Source organism: Limnoraphis robusta BA-68 BA1, assembly GCF_034932365.1.
GTDB lineage: Bacteria > Cyanobacteriota > Cyanobacteriia > Cyanobacteriales > Microcoleaceae > Capilliphycus > Capilliphycus robustus.
The window spans coordinates 50,263-65,761 of the sequence record NZ_JAYGHR010000069.1 but is presented as its reverse complement, the minus strand read 5'-3'; the positions used below and the strand labels follow the sequence as shown (position 1 = coordinate 65,761).

At 41.5% G+C, this 15,499-nt stretch carries 13 protein-coding genes and 1 CRISPR repeat array; of the genes, 6 read left to right on the top strand and 7 right to left on the bottom strand.

The window, feature by feature from the left end:
• Nucleotides 1–71 precede the first annotated feature (71 nt).
• Both VB836_RS19070 and VB836_RS19065 read right to left on the bottom strand, forming a co-directional pair.
• Nucleotides 72–1,994, bottom strand: coding sequence for a S9 family peptidase (locus tag VB836_RS19070; protein ID WP_323221600.1), 1,923 nt, complete (start codon nt 1,992–1,994; stop codon nt 72–74).
• Between the two features lie 204 nt (nt 1,995–2,198).
• Entirely contained in the window at nt 2,199–2,345 is a 147-nt protein-coding gene (locus tag VB836_RS19065; RefSeq protein WP_323221598.1) for a ribbon-helix-helix protein, CopG family, read from the bottom strand.
• Between the two features lie 26 nt (nt 2,346–2,371).
• Between VB836_RS19065 and VB836_RS19060 the strand changes: the two genes are divergently transcribed.
• Nucleotides 2,372–3,643, top strand: a complete 1,272-nt coding sequence (locus VB836_RS19060) for an RNA-guided endonuclease InsQ/TnpB family protein (protein ID WP_323221596.1) — start codon at nt 2,372–2,374, stop codon at nt 3,641–3,643.
• Nucleotides 3,644–3,659: 16 nt separating this feature from the next.
• Here the strand turns inward: VB836_RS19060 and VB836_RS19055 are convergent, their stop codons facing one another.
• The 4 genes from VB836_RS19055 to mfd form a co-directional block, all read right to left on the bottom strand.
• Nucleotides 3,660–4,571 carry a 2OG-Fe(II) oxygenase gene (locus tag VB836_RS19055; protein WP_323221594.1) on the bottom strand — a complete coding sequence of 304 codons (912 nt, stop codon included), beginning with the start codon at nt 4,569–4,571 and terminating at the stop codon, nt 3,660–3,662.
• A gap of 129 nt (nt 4,572–4,700) precedes the next feature.
• A complete protein-coding gene (locus VB836_RS19050) occupies nt 4,701–5,726 on the bottom strand; it encodes a hypothetical protein (RefSeq protein WP_323221592.1) in 1,026 nt (341 codons plus the stop codon).
• Nucleotides 5,727–5,737: 11 nt separating this feature from the next.
• Nucleotides 5,738–6,997, bottom strand: a complete 1,260-nt coding sequence (gene dcm / locus VB836_RS19045) for a DNA (cytosine-5-)-methyltransferase (RefSeq protein WP_323221590.1) — start codon at nt 6,995–6,997, stop codon at nt 5,738–5,740.
• 122 nt (nt 6,998–7,119) lie between these two features.
• Nucleotides 7,120–7,910: a CRISPR direct-repeat array (repeat unit 37 nt; unit sequence GTTTCAGTCCCCTTGCGGGGAATTTAATGTTGGAAAG).
• Nucleotides 7,911–8,181: 271 nt separating this feature from the next.
• Entirely contained in the window at nt 8,182–11,619 is a 3,438-nt protein-coding gene (mfd, locus tag VB836_RS19040; RefSeq protein ID WP_323221587.1) for a transcription-repair coupling factor, read from the bottom strand.
• Between the two features lie 87 nt (nt 11,620–11,706).
• Here mfd and VB836_RS19035 point away from each other — a divergent pair, with 87 nt between their 5' ends.
• Nucleotides 11,707–11,916, top strand: a complete 210-nt coding sequence (locus tag VB836_RS19035; RefSeq protein ID WP_323221586.1) for a CNNM domain-containing protein — start codon at nt 11,707–11,709, stop codon at nt 11,914–11,916.
• Between the two features lie 48 nt (nt 11,917–11,964).
• On the opposite strand, the gene tnpA is transcribed toward VB836_RS19035, so the two are convergent.
• Nucleotides 11,965–12,375 carry an IS200/IS605 family transposase gene (gene tnpA / locus VB836_RS19030; RefSeq protein WP_323221584.1) on the bottom strand — a complete coding sequence of 137 codons (411 nt, stop codon included), beginning with the start codon at nt 12,373–12,375 and terminating at the stop codon, nt 11,965–11,967.
• Between the two features lie 92 nt (nt 12,376–12,467).
• On the opposite strand from tnpA, the gene VB836_RS19025 reads away from it, so the two are divergent.
• The 4 genes from VB836_RS19025 to VB836_RS19010 are packed head-to-tail and all read left to right on the top strand — an operon-like array spanning nt 12,468 to nt 15,443.
• A complete protein-coding gene (locus VB836_RS19025; RefSeq protein ID WP_323221582.1) occupies nt 12,468–13,649 on the top strand; it encodes an RNA-guided endonuclease InsQ/TnpB family protein in 1,182 nt (393 codons plus the stop codon).
• 45 nt (nt 13,650–13,694) lie between these two features.
• Nucleotides 13,695–14,006, top strand: coding sequence for a CNNM domain-containing protein (locus VB836_RS19020; protein ID WP_323221580.1), 312 nt, complete (start codon nt 13,695–13,697; stop codon nt 14,004–14,006).
• Nucleotides 14,003–14,155, top strand: a complete 153-nt coding sequence (locus VB836_RS19015) for a transporter associated domain-containing protein (protein WP_323221579.1) — start codon at nt 14,003–14,005, stop codon at nt 14,153–14,155. Before VB836_RS19020 ends, VB836_RS19015 begins: the two co-directional genes overlap by 4 nt.
• Nucleotides 14,156–14,201: 46 nt before the next feature.
• Complete coding sequence (locus tag VB836_RS19010) at nt 14,202–15,443, top strand: alginate O-acetyltransferase AlgX-related protein (RefSeq protein ID WP_323221577.1); 1,242 nt, start codon at nt 14,202–14,204, stop codon at nt 15,441–15,443.
• Nucleotides 15,444–15,499: the final 56 nt, after the last annotated feature.

Genomic DNA, 15,499 nt, shown 5'->3' with positions numbered 1-15,499 from the left:
TTGGCTTTGCCAAAAATCGAATCAAACTGATCCTACAACAGATCTTTTTTCGGGTCTACCTAACACCGATTTTAAGAGTCCGCAGGTTCATAACCGAACACCTTAGCATAGAAGCCAAACTCATCTTTGATCGCCCGTTTAATATTCTCAGCTTTGCGGAACCCATGTTGTTCATCCTCAAACGGCACATATTCAACCGTTAACCCCTTGGCTTTCAACACTTCCACCATTGTTTCGGCTTGGTTAGGCGGAACTACCTTGTCTTCTAAGCCTTGAAAGAAAATCACCGGACAGGACAAACGTTCGGTATGATGAATAGGCGATCGCTGAATATAGAGATCTTGGCTTTCAGGGTACGGCCCGATTAAATTATCTAAATAGCGAGACTCAAACTTGTGTGTATCTCGAGCGAGCGCTTCTAGATCACTGACGCCGTAGTAACTCGCCCCTGCTTTAAACACATCAGTAAACGTCAGAGCGCATAATGTTGTATAACCGCCTGCACTTCCCCCTGTAATTGCCATGCGATCGCCATCCACTAAACCCTGCCCTGCCAGGTATTTCGCGCCATTTGCACAGTCATTGACATCAACAATTCCCCAGTTATCTTTGAGGCGTTGACGATATTCCCGTCCATAGCCTGTACTTCCGCCATAGTTAACATCCAAAACTGCAAAGCCGCGACTGGTCCAGTATTGAATTTTTAAACTGAGGCTACTAGAAGTTGCTGCCGTCGGGCCACCATGACTTTTGACTAACAGAGGCGGTTTTTCGCTGGGTGAGGCGATGTAATCTTTGTTGGTGGGAGGATAGAAGAAGCCGAAGGCGGTTTGATCGTTATCAGTGGGAAATTCGATCGGTTCGGCGACAGACAGATAGCCCTCATCGATGTCAATATCAGTTGAACGTTTCAACACCGATATTTCCCCATCAGAAAAGTTCAGTCGGACAACTGCACTGGGTTCGGTAGCCGAACCGCCTATAAATAAAATACGCCCTCCAGAGACTTTTATTCCCGAGATGGAAGTATAGGGAATATGGATCTGTTGCAGTTGTTGGGACTGACCATTTAAAGTGGCGAGATACCAGTTTCCTTTTTCAGTGTAGGTGCAAATAATCCCATCGGCAGTAGCGAAGCCGTAGGTAGACATTCCAAACACCCATTGCGGTAAGCCAAATTCGGCAGGAATGGGATAGAGGGGTTCGATTTTACCCGCTCGATAACGATAAAAGTTCCACCACTCGGAGCGATCGCTGACAAAATACAGTACACCTTTCGGCGACCATTGAGGTTGAAAAATCGATTCTTCTTTACCGCCTGTCACCAGTTTGGGGTTAGCGAGGGAACCATCCGCTTGTACAGAAGCTAACCAAAGTTCGCTGTTATCCCAAGGCATATTCGGATGATTCCAGCTTATCCAACAGAGTTGTAAACCATTGGGACTGAGGCGAGGAGAGGCATAAAAATCCATTCCCTCAGCTAAAATAATGATGTCTTCGGCGTTGTTGAGATTGATACTGACAATGGTGTTAACAGGTTCACCTGTTGCGGTGTGGTCTTCTCGCACACAGATTAACCGTTGACGTTGGGTGTCAATCACCGCATCAGCGTAACGATAGTTTCCTTCTGGTGTCAGGGGTTCTGGGGTGACTTCGTGAGGAATAGGGCTGTTGTGAATGACCTGACGATAGAGACGTTGATCAGCAAAGTTGGAGAAATAGACAACTCCTTGATGAACAGTATAAGAGCCGCCGCCATATTCGTGAACGCGAGTCCGAACGTTATAGGGTGGCGGGGTGACATCCTGTTGCTGACCCTCGGGAGTCAGTCGGACTAATACACTGCGTCCTCCTTCTGAGGGACGGCTTTCTAACCAATAAATATCTTCTCCATCCCAAGCGACACTTCCGAGTCCAACCGTTCCCGCTACAATTAGATCGGCTGTAATGGGAGATGTCCAAGATCCATAGGGGGCTACAGTTCGATCCGTCATTAATCTCTGAATTTAGTGCAGGTCACAGGGTATTTTAACTTAGATTGTTCCAGAAAGTGAGAGTAACTTCATCCTCCTCTGGTAATGAATTTTAGGGCTTCCAGCTAAAATCCATTAATTTGCTCCGAGGTACTGCGACCATAGCCCGATAGGGTTTGGTCGTATGGGGGATAGGAGGGGAGCCGGAGGGACGGAGGCTCCCAATTAACCTTTGTTATCACGTTTTATCTTCCTTTTGAGACTGCGAATGTATTCTCTGAGTACGTCTGTCTGATTTCTTCCTTCTTGCTCACAATAAGTTTTGAGAATTGCTAGCTCCTGTTCGGGGACGTTGATGGTTAAGTGTTTCATACTGACAAGTACGGTATAATACCAGTATGTTAATCACCTACCAGTACAAGTGCAATCCAACTCCTGGACAGGCATCAACGATGGAAGCCTGGGGAGAGTTGCTGCGTAGACATTACAATTACGCACTCGGTCAACGACTCGATTGGCTGCGCCGTACTCGATGTCAGATTGACCGATGCAGTATTGTGTCTGAGTCGATAGGTGATATCCCTGAAACAGTTGACTATTACTCGCAAGCATCACAGTTACGCCAAACGAAAGAACTGTTCCCTGAGTACAAGAACATCTATGCCGACTGCCAGCAGCAGAACTTGATGCGACTGGACAAAGCCTGGAAGCGTTGGTTGATCCCTGATAAAACGGGTAAGCGGGGTGGTCGCCCTCGGTTCAAGAAACGGGATGACATCTGCTCATTCACATTCCCTAGAGTGAACAACGCCAAAGCAGGAGCGCATCTAACAGGAAACATTCTCAAACTGTCCAAGATTGGCGAAATTGAAGTTATCCTGCATCGCCCAATTCCTGATGGGTTTGCGATTAAGCAAGCCACTTTAGTCAAGAAGGCTGACGGTTGGTATGTGAGTTTCTCATTGAAAGATGAAACGGTTCCTGAACCTTTACCTGTAGATGAAGTTAAGAGTGTAGTTGGCATAGATGTAGGTTTAGAGAAGTTTTTAGCGACATCGGATGGACAAGCTGTTGTAATCCCTCAGTTTTATCGGAAGTCTCAACAGTTATTAGCACGTCAACAACGACAACTGGCGCGGATGGAAAATGGTTCTAAGAACTACCGTCGGCAATCGAATAAGGTTGCTCGTCTTCATCTGCACGTTGCCAGACAGAGAAAAGAGTTTCATTATCAAGTTGCACATTGGTTGTGTGACCAGTACGACTTGATAGCGTTTGAGAACCTGAATATTAAAGGATTGGCGAGAACCCGACTTGCCAAGTCGATATTGGATGCAGCATGGGGAAGCTTCTTGAATATCCTGCAAGCAGTAGCGGTAAAACGCGGTAAGTGGGTAGTTGGAGATGACCCTAGAGGCACGAGTATTGATTGTTCTGGTTGCCGTGAAAGGGTTGAAAAAACCCTCAAGGATAGAATTCATGATTGCCCTCATTGTGGCTTGGTTATCGACCGTGACTGGAACTCTGGGATTAACATTTTGAGTCGGGTACAACGGACGCTTGGACTGGCGTTTGCTGGCTGTGGAGGATACGAAGATACTCGTCCTGTGAATCAGCAACTCTCAATTGTGAAGTTGGGAAGCCCCTTCTATACTGCTCTTAGCAGTTAGGAGGGGAGGATGTCACTTAATTGTCTTCTCGTCGTAACCAACCGTTGAGGGTGAAGCGCCCATCTTCAAACTTGCGGGAGGGACAGCAAACAGGCATTACTTCATGTTTGCAACGACTGTCAAAAAAGACGATGCTATTATTGCGAGGTTCTATGGTTTTGTAGTTGTTATGGCTAATAGCTGAACCTGCTTTTAGTTCAGTTTCATAGAGTCTTAATTCTCCCCCTGAGAATTGCTTCGGTTCTTGGTGAAAATAATAGACATAGGTAATCACACGAGTATAGGTTTTTTCACTGCCTGAGTCATTATGAATTTTATAGAAGCAACCGTCGTTATGGGCGGTGAGTTGCATTTCCACTTGAGAAACGTTAAAGGGTTTATGATTGAGTTTCGGGCAAATTTCCGGGCAAGTTTGTAAGAGTTTGTTTCTCATCAAGTTATAAAAATCAGGAAATAAAGTCGCGTATAAGATAGAAGACTGACGGTAGTTCACGGCTTGGGTTGTCGTTGTTGAACCGACGAACTGATCGCTTTTACTCAAAGCTATTTCTAATATTTTTTGGTTCTCTTCTGGAGACAAAAAGTTTTCAATAAAAACATGATCTGCGGGTAAAAATAAAGAGTCTTTTTGGATAACAGATTGATAGTCTGGCGCGGGAACGGGTTCGGTTTTGGGTGAGGGTTGAGTGGGTTTAGAAAAGCCGTTAGTTGAGGGAGAAATACTAGAAGGTTTGAAGTTTTCAGGTGAAACTCCCACCATTTCTAATATTTTGAAGGCTATTTCTGCTTTTTGTTGAGAAGAAATATCTGGACTTTTTAGCAGAGATTCTAAAGTTTCTATCGATAGGTTAGTTAACTGTTTGAGTCGGTCAACAGATAGGATATCGTGAGCCATCTTTCCACCAAATTCTGACTTATTCTCTATCATGGCATAAGGGGGTTCAACTCGGCAATAGAGATTTTAATCTATAGCAATAGTTATCGTTCTATGATTCAGGTTATTTTTTAGGGGTTATGGAATATCTTAATGAAAAATTTTTGAGGTGAGGTAATGTTTTTACAAATTTAAGCTTTCTATAATAAATTCTGCTAACAAATCAAGTTCAGGTTCACTATATGCTACAGTACAGTGACTAGAGTCACAAATTTTTTTGCAAGCAGATAGCCGTTCAAAATTACCTGCTCCATCTAGCACATAAGCCGTGTAATGGCTAGCTTGAGTAAAATTTAAAAATCTATTGTTAGCTTCATTAGCTTTTCTTTCTATTACACTATTAGTTGTCACTTGAAAACTCACTTCTATTCCAATACTTTGATTAGTAAAACGATTCGTCACTAAAATATCTGATGTATATGAATGACCACTAACTGTTAGGATAGCATTTGTAGAGATAGTTATTTTATTCATATAAGTCTTAAGTCTAGTCATCAGCTTATCTTTCACTAATTTTTGTAAAATTTGTCCTGTTGCATTGGTTTCAGATCCAGTTGTAATTCTACTGACAGCAATATATCTAGTTTTAAGATATTCATCTAGAATTGCTTGATTTCCAATATAATCAGCAAAACCACACTTTCGGAAAATTTCAGATGCTTGATGATTAGTAGCAAATTTACCTAAACATAATAGTTGAGTTGTGGCTTTAATTAATTCTGGATTTCGAGGAGACTCTTTAGCTAACCCTTTTGCATCTAAATCAAGTAGAGAATTGGAAATCCGAAATAATTGCTCTGATTGACAGACGGTAATTTCTATAGATACATTTTGATAGCATACATTAAGTTTTCCATTAGGAAAAAGTTGGCGAGAATCACTGGAAATTCTTTTGAATACTTCACCTCCTACATCAGTAATTACCTGAAGGTGTTTAAGATTATGATGTAATGGAAGATCATTATTATCAAATTCATCAATTAATTGATTAACAGTTTTTGCTCGAATACAAGTATCATAAAATTGCCTAAAAGTTTCTGCTAGTAATGTGCTAGGCGAATTCAATGCAACCTGTTGAAGCAGTTCTTTAGACCACCAAATGGATGCTTGATTTTGCAATTCTTTTATTGAACGTTGATATTTACTCATATTTGTTAATTTTAACTGTTCAAGTCAACTTTTGCAATTACTTCTTCAACTACAGCTTTCACAACATTAATACTCACCGAGTTACCGATTTGATAAAAAGCTTTAGACGGGTTAGGATGCAATTGAAAGCTATCTGGAAATCCCTGTAAACGGGCGGCTTCTCTCGGGGTAATTCTCCGCACTCTATTATTGTGATAAACTCCAATTCGATTAGCGTCACTCGCAACTAACGTCACTGAAATTTTTTCAGGGTCGAGAAATTTATAGACTTCAAAGGAAAAATTACCGGAGACAGGTTTATAGCGTCCGTCTGTGAGTTTTAAATAATGTTTTTTCACCAAAGCGTCTAAGATATCATCTAACTGAGGATGGGGAAAGAAACTGGCAATTTGTTCACGGGTTAGTTGTTTTCCATCTTGATGTTTGCCAAATTTGTTCTTCCGTCTTTCAGTTATTAGTAAATTCATTAATTTAATTTCATCTTCGCTACATTTCCCCCGCAACCCCAACTCCCAAGAATGAATCGAATTTCCACCCCGATAGTCAATTAACCTGACTCCATGTAACTGGTTAAAATCTCCATTTAATACTTGATTTAAAGCTTGGATAAACTTCGGCGAACAATCAAAAGATGAATCAGGATTTTCTTCGAGAATATCTTTGACTTTTGGCGGAACATGATTTAGACTAAAAAGGTTAAGCTGCACCGCATTATAAGCATGAGAATCTTTCGGCCCTAAGTCGGAAATTAGGTTAAATTGAGGAGATGCGTTTAACACCCCGATCATGTAAACGCGAACCCTATTTTGAGGTAAGCCAAAGTTAACACTATTTAAAACAAATTTATAAAAACTGTAGCCTCTTAATTGGATTTCATGTTCAATGGTTGCGAAGGTTTTACCACAGTCATGGGTGGTTAAACCCCGGACATTTTCCAAGATTAACACTTTCGGTTTATGGGTGTCAATCAGCCGCATGATTTCAAAAAAAAGTGTTCCGCGAATCTCCCCAAAGCCTTGTTTTTTTCCCGCATAGGAAAAAGACTGACAAGGAAAACCAGCGAGTAAAACATCATGTTCAGGTAAAGATTGAATTTGGCTAATATCTCCGGCGGGAATGTGCTGAAAATTGCGAGAATACACTTGATTGGCTTCGCCGTCAATTTCACTGGCTAACACACATTCTCCCCTCAAACCAATAGACTCAATTCCTCTTTCAAACCCTAATCTTAAACCGCCTATTCCAGAAAATAGGTCAATGAACTTAAGCACTACAACTGTATTGATTTAGGTCTATTCTGAAAGATATTATAGCAGTTTTTCGGGTAAATAGAAAAACCCAGTTTATTTGCAAAACCGGGTTTATAGCAATATTTGAAAGCGATTGTTCCGAAGTTTCAGTCCCCTTGCGGGGAATTTAATGTTGGAAAGAATTAATGATCCTAAAGTTTGGGCTTATGCTGCGGCGTTTCAGTCCCCTTGCGGGGAATTTAATGTTGGAAAGATGAAGAATGGTTTAAGTCAATGTTTCCGAATGAAGTTTCAGTCCCCTTGCGGGGAATTTAATGTTGGAAAGCCAACCTCACATTACGTGAAGTAATACCCATGACCCCCTATGTGTCTGTTTCAGTCCCCTTGCGGGGAATTTAATGTTGGAAAGCATCATCACCAATGCGGATTTAAGAGCCGCCATGTTTCAGTCCCCTTGCGGGGAATTTAATGTTGGAAAGACCATTAGAAAGTTGCGATCGCACAGAAGCTAATCGTTTCAGTCCCCTTGCGGGGAATTTAATGTTGGAAAGCAATTGGGTAGGGCCGCTACCCGGACGTTATTTTAATTAGTTTCAGTCCCCTTGCGGGGAATTTAATGTTGGAAAGTCAAAACTTACAATGAAGCTTTAGTTGAGTATGACGAAGCGATGTTTCAGTCCCCTTGCGGGGAATTTAATGTTGGAAAGATCGAAGCTGTTTCTAATTTTTTATTAGAACTCGCGGAGTGTGTTTCAGTCCCCTTGCGGGGAATTTAATGTTGGAAAGAACAACTTACTGAACTTGATGATTTTTGTAGCTCAATGTTTCAGTCCCCTTGCGGGGAATTTAATGTTGGAAAGTATGAAGCGTTTGTGACGTCTGTAAAAATCCAGATCTGTTTCAGTCCCCTTGCGGGGAATTTAATGTTGGAAAGTCCGCCGACTGAAGGTGAGTCTGGGAGAGACTTCTAGAACCGATTTTCGTGAACCTAATTTTTAGGTTCATTTCAGCCCTCGAAAAATCTCGACTCCGGCATCTTTTACCAACAACCGAAACTGTGAAACTATTCATTTGTCGAGGTTCTGGCGATTTTCGTGAACCCCCTGGGGTTTTCGCCTCCGCTTCGGTTTGCCAAAAATCTAACTGTCAACATGATAAAACAGCCTTCTGATTTTGTCTAGCCCCAACCCGAGGATGTCAGGAGATTAACCCAGTTGAATGACTTCTTCCTTCTTCTCGCTGAGAACATCCTGCATTTTATCTAGCCATTCAATTAAAGATTCCAGTTGTTTACTGGCATTCATCACCCCTAAACCGCGAACCGTGACTTTGCCTTTGCTATAAACAAACCGAGAATGTAAATGAGTCGGAAGCTTCTCCTTTAACAAATTCCAGGCGGGTTCTTCCATTGGCGTTTCGAGGATAATATGTTGTTTGGTTTCCTTGTCCGGTTTGATATGAGAAAAACCGAGTTTTTTGGCAATTTGTTTGAGTTCCATCACCCGAATTAACTGTTGGGCGGGTGTCGGTATTGGGCCGTAGCGATCGCACCAATCCTCCTCCAATCTTACCAGTTCATCGCGACTATTACAAGAGGCAACTTCTCGATAAGCGCTCATTTTTTGATCAATATCGGGAATATAATCAGAAGGAATAAACGCCGTTAAAGTCAGATCAATTTGCGTATCATCCACTTGCGGGATTTCTTGACCTTTAATTTCCCGAATCGATTCTTCTAACATCTCCGTATAAAGATCAAATCCAATTACATCCATTTGACCCGATTGTTCGGCTCCCAGTATATCACCTGCGCCGCGAATTTCTAAGTCTCTCATGGCGAGTTGATAGCCCGAACCTAACTGGGTAAACTCTTGAATGGCTTTTAACCGTTTACGGGCATCATCGGATAAGATAGCCCGTCCATCGGCAGCAACGGGATAAAATAACCAAGCATGGGCTTGAACTCCCGAACGTCCAACCCGCCCCCTTAACTGATACAATTGGGCTAACCCAAACCGATGAGCATCTTCGATTAAAATCGTATTCACCCGAGGAATATCTAAGCCCGATTCAATAATCGTTGTACAGACTAAAATCTCAGCTTCCCCCGCATTAAAGGTCAGCATAATTGATTCTAATTCTTCCGCATCCATTTGACCATGAGCAACAGCTATCCTCGCGCTTGGCACCATTTCGCGAATTTTAGCTGATTTTTCCTCAATGCCTTCAATACGCGGAACTACATAAAACACCTGTCCGCCTCTATCTAATTCTTGACGAATCGCCGTGCGAACCGTTTCCTCATTATAGGGAGATAAATGAGTTTTAATCGGGCGACGAGAGGGAGGCGGTGTGGTAATTAAACTCATTTCTCTTATTCCCGACAACGCCATATATAAAGTCCGAGGAATAGGAGTCGCGGTTAATGTTAGAACATCAATATGAGTTTTGAGAGTTTTAATTTTTTCCTTTTGATTCACCCCGAACCGTTGTTCTTCATCGACGACTAATAAGCCCAAATCTTTGAATTGAATTGTTTTGCTGAGAATCGAATGTGTCCCCACAATAATATCAATTTCCCCAGTTGTTAACCGTTGTTGAATATCTCGGCGTTCAGCCGTTGTGCGAAAGCGATTTAACAAGGCAATTTCTATCGGATAGGGCGCAAATCGTTCTTTGAGAGTATGATAATGTTGTTGCGTTAAAATCGTGGTTGGCGCAAGAAATGCCACCTGTTTTCCAGCAGTTACCGCCTTAAAAATCGCCCTGATTGCCACTTCAGTTTTCCCAAAGCCCACATCTCCACAAACGAGACGATCCATCGGACGTTCGGCTTCCATATCCCGTTTAACGTCTTGAGTTGATTTCAGTTGATCGGGAGTCGGTTGATAGGGGAAAGAGTCTTCAAGTTCTTGTTGCCAAGGCGTATCTTGAGGATAATTATACCCCGTTTGTTGGGCGCGTTGGGCGTAGAGTTTCAGCAAATCAACGGCTAATTTTTGAATCGCTTTTTTGACTTTATTTTTGGTTTTCTCCCAAGCTTTCCCGGAGAGTTTATTCAGTATAGGAACTTTCCCGCCTGTACTTCTAAACCGAGATAAGGTTCCCAATTGATCCGCCGCCACCCGCAATAACCCATCACCATATTGAACCACTAAATAATCGCGGGTTTCATTATTAATCGTCAGACTTTCTAACTTAATAAACTGCCCAATTCCATGCTGACGATGAACCACATAATCTCCCGGACGGAGTTTATTCGGATCAACTTGTTTAGAAGCAGCCCGACGCCGTTTGCGAATATAACTGGGAGTAGCGAGAGAATGTTGACCATAAAACTCTCTATCCGTCACCACAACTAACCGAAAGGTCGGTAAAATAAACCCTTCAAGTTCAGCCAGTCCGGTATATTTCAGCGCAACGGGAGTATCTTTAATTAAACCATCAATAGCGGGATAGTCGCGAGGGTTGGGAACAAATTTTGATGGACAGTCGTGTTCAGACAACAGGGCGACAGAACGACTCGGTTGTGCAGAAACCAAGAATATGGAAAAATGACGATTACGCTCTTGACGAATCAGATCGGCGAGTTTGGCAAATTGATGAGGCATGATCGGAACAGGACGACTGGAGAGGTTGAGACTGGGCGAACCTGCAACCAATTGAGAAGGGATAACTTCCGTGAGTTCCGATAGATAAAGCCGATCAAAGCGAGTAGAAATCTCAGCAAAAGAGTCCTTAAACAAACGATGAAGTTTGGGATGTTTATTTGAGGAGTTTTGTTCTAACAAACTCTGTTCGATGTGATCATACCAGCGATCGCCATGCGCCGCACATTGATCCGGTTCATCAACCGCAACTAACGTTAGTTCGGGTAAATAATCAAGTAAACAGGCGCTTTGGTCGATTTTCCAATTTTCCGTCCCAATTCCCCAAGGGGTAAAATCAGTAGGCGTGAGAACCAATTGCTCTATTTTATCGAGCGATCGCTGAGTTGTCGGGTCAAATTCTCGAATGCGTTCAAGTTCATCGCCAAACCATTCTAAACGCACCGGGAGTTCAGCCGCAACCGGAAAAATATCAACAATATCACCGCGACGACTCCATTGACCTTCAGTTTCAACCAGGGAAACTCGTTCATAACCCAGAGTCGCCAGTTGTTCATCGAGTTGTTTGGAGTCTTGACTCATTCCCCGTTTGAGGGTGAGACAGTAGGGTTTAAAGGCTTCTACTGGGGGAAGATGAGGTTGTAGCGATCGCTCAGTGGCAACAATCGCAATTTTCCCATTTTCTGCGGTTTTTTCACCAAGGTTGACCAAATCTGCTAACACCTGCATTTGACCCCAGATCATTTCTTCTGAGTAAGAAGGTTCGTAGGGGGAACCCTCAGACGTCGGATAAAAATGAACCAAAGACCAACCCATCGCTTCCAGTTGGGCTGACCAGCGTCCTGCTTCTTCTAGAGTGGCGGTGACAACAAATAAATTCAGTCCCGCTTCTTGGGCTAAAGCCGAAGCCACCAGTCCTTTCGGTAGCCGTGAGACTCCGTTGAGGTACAGTGATTGATGTTGATTGAGTTTGGTCAGCAGTTCACGGGTTAGCGGCGATCGAGCAGTCGCCCGAACAATCGCAGAAAATGTCATAGACGCTTTAGGGATAGAGCAAGGAAAGTCGTTCCAATATTCTAATATTGTAGAGAATTTAGCGATTCGTTAATGGGGATTTTCAAAATGTTTACGGTTCTCGGTGAAATTTTGATTGTGCTGCTGTTGGTTTTGATCAATGGTGTGTTTGCGATGTGTGAGATCGCGATCGTATCATCTCGCAAGGCTCGTTTGCAACAATTAGCCAATGCGGGAAATCAAAAAGCCCACACCGCCCTAGAATTGGCAAATACCCCAAATCGCTTTTTATTATTGACGCAGCCGAAAACCACGTAACTTTAGTGAGTGGACGAAGGCAAGGTAGCGCTTTTAAGCGCCTGTCTGTTAATGCGTGTTGTGATGAGGATCATTAATATATTCCATGATAACTTTAGAACTAACACTACCAGCAGTAGTGTGAAAATATGAGCGAGTCCATAGACTAGGAAGTTTCAATAAATGAGGAAATTCTCTTCTTAGATAACGTGATGATCTCCCTTTAAAAGCTTGCACAATCTGATTAATGGCATAATCAGGTTGATGACAGATCAACAAGTGAATATGATCAGGAGCTATTTCCAGGGTTTTAATCTCCCATTCTTTCTCAATTGCCAATTCATAAAATATCTCCCGACAGCGTGTTGCTACATCTCCAGTTAGCACAGGCTTTCTTCTTTTTGGAATCCAGACGAGATGGACACAAGCCAATCCGACTGAATGGTTGTAATGCTTGTAATCTATAGACTTTAGTTTCATCTTGGGTTGTCTACTTGTTCTTATCGACAAAACCAGCTTACCGTGTTAAAGTTGATAGTAGCAAGCAAACAACCCATTGAGAGGTCGAATCAATGATAGTTCTCGAATACAAAGTTAAAGCAAAGCTTCATCAGTACAGAGCGATTGATGAAGCGATTAAAACGGTACAGTTCATTAGAAACAAGTCAATTCGTTATTGGATGGACGCACCTAAAGAAGCCAAAATTAATCGATTTGCTTTAAACAAGTATTCTACAGAACAACGTTCTGAATTCACCTTTGTCAAAGACCTAAACTCAATGGCAGTACAAGCTGCTGCTGAACGAGCATGGTTGGCAATTTATCGTTTTTATGAAAATTGTAAATCAAAAAAACCTGGGAAGAAAGGATATCCTCGTTTCCAAAAAGATTGTCGTTCCGTTGAATATAAAACGTCGGGTTGGGCGCTTAATCCAACCAAAAGGCGAATCACGATAACTGACAAAAAAGGGATTGGTGAGCTTAAACTTTTGGGAAAATGGGATATCCATCAGTACCCAGTTAAGTCTATCAAGCGAGTTAGACTTCTCCGTCGTGCTGATGGTTATTACTGCCAGTTCTGTCTGGATATTACTATTACCGATATTCAACCGAAAACTGGAAAGGAAATTGGTCTAGATGTTGGTGTAGAATCTTTCTATACAGATTCCAACGGTTATCAAGAACCAAATCCTAAGTTTCTGAGAAAAGCCGAAAAGTCTATTAAAAAATCTCAGAGACAAATCTATAAAAAGGTCAAAGGTTCATCGGGGAGACGGAAAAGTAGAAAAGTTTACGCCAAAAAACATTTAAAGGTAAGTAGACAACGGAATGAACACGCTAAAAGACTAGCGCGTAACGTATGCACATCAAACGATGTAGTCGCCTACGAAGATTTAAGTGTTAGAAATTTGATAAAAAACCATTGTTTAGCTAAGTCAATTAGCGATGCAGGATGGTATTTGTTTCGGAAATGGATAGAATATTTTGCAGCTAAATTTGGTAAATTAGCAATTGCTGTTTCACCCCACTACACTTCACAAAAATGCAGTAATTGTGGGGTAATCGTTAAAAAGTCTCTATCAACTCGCACCCATATTTGTCGTTGTGGATGCAAGCTTCATAGAGACACAAACGCTGCTAAAAATATTTTGAATTCAACTAAAAATAGGGAAGGGCATTCCCGAATTAACGCTACAGGAGTTGGAGTCTCTACTCTAATTGGTGAAAACCTGTTAGAGCAAATTCTGACGTAGAATGTAGAATCCCTGTCGCAGAGAGCGCAGGGAGTGTCAACGACGGTGCAAGTAGGGATTACACTAATTGGAATTTTAGCGGGAGCGTTTGGCGGAGCGACGTTGGCGGAAAAATTAGCGGTTGAACTGAGTCAAATTCCTATTTTAGATCCTTATAGTGATGTCATCGCTTTAGCCGTTGTGGTTAGTTTGATTGCTTATTTATCTTTAATTTTTGGGGAATTAGTTCCAAAACGGTTAGCGTTAAATCATCCTGAACGGATTGCGGTTATTATTGCTAAACCGATGAATTTGCTCTCAAAATTGGGTTCGCCGGACTGTCCCCGTGAAATTATCACACTGTTGGCGGTTTTGTGATTACTCATTTGAGTCGTATTCCTTCAGTTGCAGATCATTTTGAATGGAATGGTTTAAGAATTGAAGTGGTTGATATGGATGGAAACCGAGTTGATAAAGTATTAGTCATGCCTATTTCTAGAAACCCAATCCCTAGACAGTTGGATTAAAGATTGCTATCGTAGAATGTCTGACTCATTTTAGATCTTGAAGTTTATGTTAAAATCTCTCAAGTCACTTCGGCTTAAACAAGTTCGTCAAACTTTAATCCTGTTATTTTGTTGGACAGTTGTTCCTTTATTTTTAGTAGAATTTTTGATGATTGTCCTAGAACCTTATCTATTTAAAGGACTTTATCAATACGACCAAGATTTAGGCTTTAAAATTCGTCCCTACGCCAATGGAAATAATCAATTTGGGTTTAATGACCAAGATTATCCCTTAGAAAGAGAACCGGGAAAATTTCGGATGTTGGTTGTTAGTGATTCTTTTAACTGGGCGGGGGGAAAAGAAGGAAATTACACTGCGTTATTAGAAAATAAATTCACAGAATATTATCGTCAATCTCAAGTCGAGGTGATTAATACAGGTTATCCTGGAACCCACACAGGGGAACAGTTGGAGATGTTAAAAAAGTTCGGTTTACAATACAATCCTGATTTAGTCGTCTTGGGTTTTTTTGTGGGAAATGACTTTATTGATGCTGATCCTAACCGTAAACGAATTATTGTCAATGATATTTATATTGATATTGATAAACGGGAAGAATTAGTAATCTTGGGTTATCCCATGATCGGACAGTCGAGGCTATGGCTATTTATCCAACAAAAATATAAAATCTTTCAAGAAGCTGCAAAATCCAAACAAGTATTACAACCAACTGAACGTTTAATTGCCTCTTCCAGTCCTCAAAATTTAAACATAAATCCTACTCCTCCCGTTGAAAAATCGCCCGGTATCCTCTCGCTTGAAGCTTTTTTAGAAGTTGAAAAACATCGTTTAAGTTTTTGCCGAAAAGATGACTTAGCCGAGGGAAAGAGAGATAAAAATATTAACTACATTCTCAACAGTGTTTCAGAAATGAATCAAATCCTCAAAGACCAAAATATTCAGTTTATTGTCGCCATTTATCCCGATGAGTTTCAGGTTAACCCAAAGCTGTTTAATCAAGTTATTGAAGAATTTGAACTGAACCCCAATAAATATCAAATCAACTGTATGCAAGACATTCTAAAACAACATCTAGAAGCCCAGAATATTCCCTACATCGATTTTTTAGATCGGTTCAAAACCGAACAACAAAAACAACATCTCTATCTTCTCCAAGAACCTCACTGGAATTCGGCGGGAAATCAACTCGCGGCTGAGATTTTGTTTGAAAATTTACGAAAAAATACGGATAATTACTTTAAGTCCCTGTCTGATAGTAACAGTCCTCTTCAGAGGACTAAAAATTAGCTAGGAATTTAAGTCTCTGTAGCAATATCAATGTTTTGTCAACAAATTGGAACTTA